The organism is Escherichia sp. WS3227_2 (assembly GCF_046486495.1).
In the GTDB taxonomy this organism is placed as follows: Bacteria; Pseudomonadota; Gammaproteobacteria; order Enterobacterales; family Enterobacteriaceae; genus Escherichia; species Escherichia coli.
Genome location: NZ_JBJQLG010000038.1, coordinates 1 through 4,409, shown reverse-complemented (window position 1 = coordinate 4,409; position 4,409 = coordinate 1). Strand labels below are relative to the sequence as shown.

Genomic DNA, 4,409 nt, shown 5'->3' with positions numbered 1-4,409 from the left:
GTGAAACGCCGTAGCGCCGATGGTAGTGTGGGGTCTCCCCATGCGAGAGTAGGGAACTGCCAGGCATCAAATTAAGCAGAAGGCCCAGTCGGAAGACTGGGCCTTTTTGCGTTTCTACAAACTCTCCCTGTCGTCATTACTACAAGCCATCCCCCCACAGATACGGTAAACTAGCCTCGTTTTTGCATCAGGAAAGCAGCTATGAACCACTCCTTAAAACCCTGGAACACATTTGGCATTGATCATAATGCTCAGCACATTGTATGTGCCGAAGACGAACAACAACTACTCAATGCCTGGCAGCATGCAACCGCAGAAGGGCAACCCGTTCTTATTCTGGGTGAAGGAAGTAATGTACTTTTTCTGGAAGACTATCGCGGCACGGTGATCATCAACCGGATCAAAGGTATCGAAATTCATGATGAACCTGATGCGTGGTATTTACATGTAGGAGCCGGAGAAAACTGGCATCGCCTGGTAAAATACACTTTGCAGGAAGGTATGCCTGGTTTGGAAAATCTGGCATTAATTCCTGGTTGTGTCGGCTCATCACCTATCCAGAATATTGGTGCTTATGGCGTAGAATTACAGCGAGTTTGCGCTTATGTTGACTGTGTTGAACTGGCGACAGGCAAGCAGGTGCGCTTAACTGCCAAAGAGTGCCGTTTTGGCTATCGCGACAGTATTTTTAAACATGAATACCAGGACCGCTTCGCCATTGTAGCCGTAGGTCTGCGTCTGCCAAAAGAGTGGCAACCTGTACTAACGTATGGTGAATTAACTCGTCTGGATCCTACAACAGTAACGCCACAGCAAGTATTTAATGCGGTGTGTCATATGCGCACCACCAAACTCCCTGATCCAAAAGTGAATGGCAATGCCGGTAGTTTCTTCAAAAACCCTGTTGTATCTGCCGAAACGGCTAAAGCATTACTGGCACAATTTCCAACAGCACCAAATTATCCCCAGGCGGATGGTTCAGTAAAACTGGCAGCAGGTTGGCTTATCGATCAGTGCCAGCTAAAAGGGATGCAAATGGGTGGGGCTGCGGTGCACCGTCAACAGGCGTTAGTCCTCATTAATGAAGACAATGCAAAAAGCGAAGATGTGGTGCAACTGGCACATCATGTAAGACAAAAAGTGGGTGAAAAATTTAATGTCTGGCTTGAGCCTGAAGTTCGCTTTATTGGTGCATCAGGTGAAGTTAGCGCAGTGGAGACGATTTCATGAAGGATAATACCGTTCCGCTGAAATTAATCGCGCTGTTAGCGAATGGCGAATTTCACTCTGGTGAGCAGTTGGGTGAAACGTTAGGAATGAGCCGGGCGGCCATTAATAAACACATTCAGACACTGCGTGACTGGGGCGTTGATGTCTTTACCGTTCCGGGTAAAGGATACAGCCTGCCTGAGCCTATCCAGTTACTTAATGCTGAACAGATATTGGGTCAGCTGGATGGCGGTAGTGTAACTGTGCTGCCCGTTATTGACTCCACGAATCAGTACCTTCTTGATCGTATCGGAGAGCTTAAATCGGGCGACGCCTGTGTTGCAGAATACCAGCAGGCTGGCCGTGGTCGCCGGGGTCGGAAATGGTTTTCGCCTTTTGGCGCAAACTTATATTTGTCGATGTTCTGGCGTCTGGAACAAGGCCCGGCGGCGGCGATTGGTTTAAGTCTGGTTATCGGTATCGTGATGGCGGAAGTATTACGCAAGCTGGGTGCAGATAAAGTTCGTGTTAAATGGCCTAATGACCTCTATCTGCAGGATCGCAAGCTGGCAGGCATTCTTGTGGAGCTAACTGGCAAAACCGGCGATGCGGCGCAAATAGTCATTGGAGCCGGGATCAACATGGCAATGCGTCGTGTTGAAGAGAGTGTCGTTAATCAAGGGTGGATCACGCTGCAGGAAGCCGGGATCAATCTCGATCGTAATACGTTGGCGGCCATGCTCATACGTGAATTACGCGCGGCGCTGGAACTCTTCGAGCAAGAAGGATTGGCACCTTATCTTTCGCGCTGGGAAAAGCTGGATAATTTTATTAATCGCCCAGTGAAACTTATCATTGGTGATAAAGAAATATTTGGCATTTCACGCGGAATAGACAAACAGGGCGCTTTATTGCTTGAGCAGGATGGAATAATAAAACCCTGGATGGGCGGTGAAATATCCCTGCGTAGTGCGGAATAATAAGATAGGGGAGCATTAGCTCCCCTGAAAATTATTTGCGTAGCCTGACCTCTTCTACCGCATGATTAGCACTTTTCGTCAGGATTAAACTGGCGCGCTCGCGAGTAGGTAGAATATTTTGCTTTAAGTTCAGCCAGTTGATCTCTTTCCACAACGTCATGGCAGTATTAATCGCTTCTTCTTTAGTTAATTTCGCGTAGTTATGAAAATAGGAATCCGGGTCTGTAAAAGCCCCTTCGCGGAATTTCAGGAAACGGTTGATATACCACGTCTGAAGTAAGTCTTCCGGTGCATCAACATATATCGAAAAATCGACAAAATCAGAAACAAATACATGATGTGGATCGTGTGGATAATCCATCCCGCTCTGTAAGACATTTAACCCTTCAAGAATTAAAATATCAGGCTGAACAACCGTTTTATCTCCATCCGGGATCACATCATAAATAAGATGCGAGTAAACAGGTGCTGTAACGTTTGGCACGCCGGATTTGAGATCGGAAACAAACTTCACCAGGCGATGCATATCATACGATTCCGGGAAGCCTTTCTTCTTCATCAGACCACGTTCTTTCAGAACCTGATTAGGGTGAAGGAAGCCATCAGTCGTGATCAGTTCAACACGACGATGTTCCGGCCAACGGCTTAATAGCGCCTGCAATACACGGGCGGTTGTACTTTTCCCCACCGCGACACTACCAGCAATACTGATAATGTAAGGAATGCGTTGCCCGTTGGTACCAAGAAACTGTTCCAGAACTGCCTGACGGCGCAGATTCGAGCTTATATAGAAGTTCAGCAAACGTGACAAAGGTAAATAGATCTCGGCAACTTCTTCTAACGAGAGATCTTCATTAATACCTTTGAGACGGGCGATCTCATCTTCCGATAACGTCATAGGTACGGAATCACGCAGAGCTGCCCACTGGTTGCGGTCAAACTGTAGGTAAGGCGTCATTAACGTTTGCTCTTTTATACTCATAAGCATGTTTCTGGCGGTCATAGCTCTATCGGCAAAGCGATATTTGCCATGGCGCATCACAGTTCTGTTGAATGGGTTAATGGGCAGGAGGGTAACACCAGATGGGGAGGAATAATAAGAAAAAATCTCTCCCGGGAAGCTATCGTTGAAAAGCAATGTGACAGATATTCCATCTGATAAAAAGAATTATGGTTTAGCAGGAGCGCATTGTTGAGCACAATGATGTTGAAAAAGTGTGCTAATCTGCCCTCCGTTCGGCTGTTTCTTCATCGTGTCGCATAAAATGTGACCAATAAAACAAATTATGCAATTTTTTAGTTGCATGAACTCGCATGTCTCCATAGAATGCGCGCTACTTGATGCCGACTTAGCTCAGTAGGTAGAGCAACTGACTTGTAATCAGTAGGTCACCAGTTCGATTCCGGTAGTCGGCACCATCAAGTCCGGTGGGGTTCCCGAGCGGCCAAAGGGAGCAGACTGTAAATCTGCCGTCACAGACTTCGAAGGTTCGAATCCTTCCCCCACCACCAATTTCGGCCACGCGATGGCGTAGCCCGAGACGATAAGTTCGCTTACCGGCTCGAATAAAGAGAGCTTCTCTCGATATTCAGTGCAGAATGAAAATCAGGTAGCCGAGTTCCAGGATGCGGGCATCGTATAATGGCTATTACCTCAGCCTTCCAAGCTGATGATGCGGGTTCGATTCCCGCTGCCCGCTCCAAGATGTGCTGATATAGCTCAGTTGGTAGAGCGCACCCTTGGTAAGGGTGAGGTCGGCAGTTCGAATCTGCCTATCAGCACCACTTCTTTTCTCCTCCCTGTTTTTTCCTTCTGTTTATTGCATTCAACAAGTCGGGCATGTTGCCTGGTTGATGTGGTGATATCACCGATTTATCCGTGTCTTAGAGGGACAATCGATGTCTAAAGAAAAGTTTGAACGTACAAAACCGCACGTTAACGTCGGTACTATCGGCCACGTTGACCATGGTAAAACAACGCTGACCGCTGCAATCACTACCGTACTGGCTAAAACCTACGGCGGTGCTGCTCGCGCATTCGACCAGATCGATAACGCGCCGGAAGAAAAAGCTCGTGGTATCACCATCAACACTTCTCACGTTGAATACGACACCCCGACCCGTCACTACGCACACGTAGACTGCCCGGGGCACGCCGACTATGTTAAAAACATGATCACCGGTGCTGCTCAGATGGACGGCGCGATCCTGGTAGTTGCT

4 protein-coding genes and 4 tRNA genes are annotated in these 4,409 nt (G+C 47.8%); 7 read left to right on the top strand and 1 reads right to left on the bottom strand.

Annotated elements, in window-relative coordinates:
• Positions 1-201 precede the first annotated feature (201 nt).
• Positions 202-1,230, top strand: coding sequence for a UDP-N-acetylmuramate dehydrogenase (gene murB, locus ACJHXB_RS24655; RefSeq protein WP_001016673.1), 1,029 nt, complete (start codon positions 202-204; stop codon positions 1,228-1,230).
• Complete coding sequence (gene birA, locus ACJHXB_RS24650) at positions 1,227-2,189, top strand: bifunctional biotin--[acetyl-CoA-carboxylase] ligase/biotin operon repressor BirA (protein ID WP_000654617.1); 963 nt, start codon at positions 1,227-1,229, stop codon at positions 2,187-2,189. The genes murB and birA overlap by 4 nt, the downstream gene beginning before the upstream one ends.
• 31 nt (positions 2,190-2,220) lie before the next feature.
• Here the strand turns inward: birA and coaA are convergent, their stop codons facing one another.
• Positions 2,221-3,171 (bottom strand): type I pantothenate kinase, encoded by a 951-nt coding sequence (gene coaA / locus ACJHXB_RS24645; protein ID WP_000023085.1) that lies wholly within the window; start codon positions 3,169-3,171, stop codon positions 2,221-2,223.
• Positions 3,172-3,532: 361 nt separating this feature from the next.
• Here coaA and ACJHXB_RS24640 point away from each other — a divergent pair.
• The 5 genes from ACJHXB_RS24640 to ACJHXB_RS24620 all read left to right on the top strand — a co-directional run.
• A tRNA-Thr gene (locus tag ACJHXB_RS24640) sits at positions 3,533-3,608 on the top strand.
• An 8-nt stretch (positions 3,609-3,616) separates the two neighbouring features.
• Positions 3,617-3,701: transfer RNA gene (locus ACJHXB_RS24635), tRNA-Tyr, on the top strand.
• A gap of 116 nt (positions 3,702-3,817) precedes the next feature.
• A tRNA-Gly gene (locus tag ACJHXB_RS24630) sits at positions 3,818-3,892 on the top strand.
• 6 nt (positions 3,893-3,898) lie between these two features.
• A tRNA-Thr gene (locus ACJHXB_RS24625) sits at positions 3,899-3,974 on the top strand.
• Between the two features lie 114 nt (positions 3,975-4,088).
• A partial coding sequence (locus ACJHXB_RS24620) for a GTP-binding protein (RefSeq protein WP_000031694.1) occupies positions 4,089-4,409 on the top strand: 321 nt, incomplete at its 3' end.

What these genes read in the sequence shown, in the direction of transcription:
- coaA (WP_000023085.1), bottom strand. Translation starts at nt 3,171, where the DNA reads ATGAGTATAAAAGAGCAAACGTTAATGACGCCTTACCTACAGTTTGAC.
- birA (WP_000654617.1), top strand. Translation starts at nt 1,227, where the DNA reads ATGAAGGATAATACCGTTCCGCTGAAATTAATCGCGCTGTTAGCGAAT.
- murB (WP_001016673.1), top strand. Translation starts at nt 202, where the DNA reads ATGAACCACTCCTTAAAACCCTGGAACACATTTGGCATTGATCATAAT.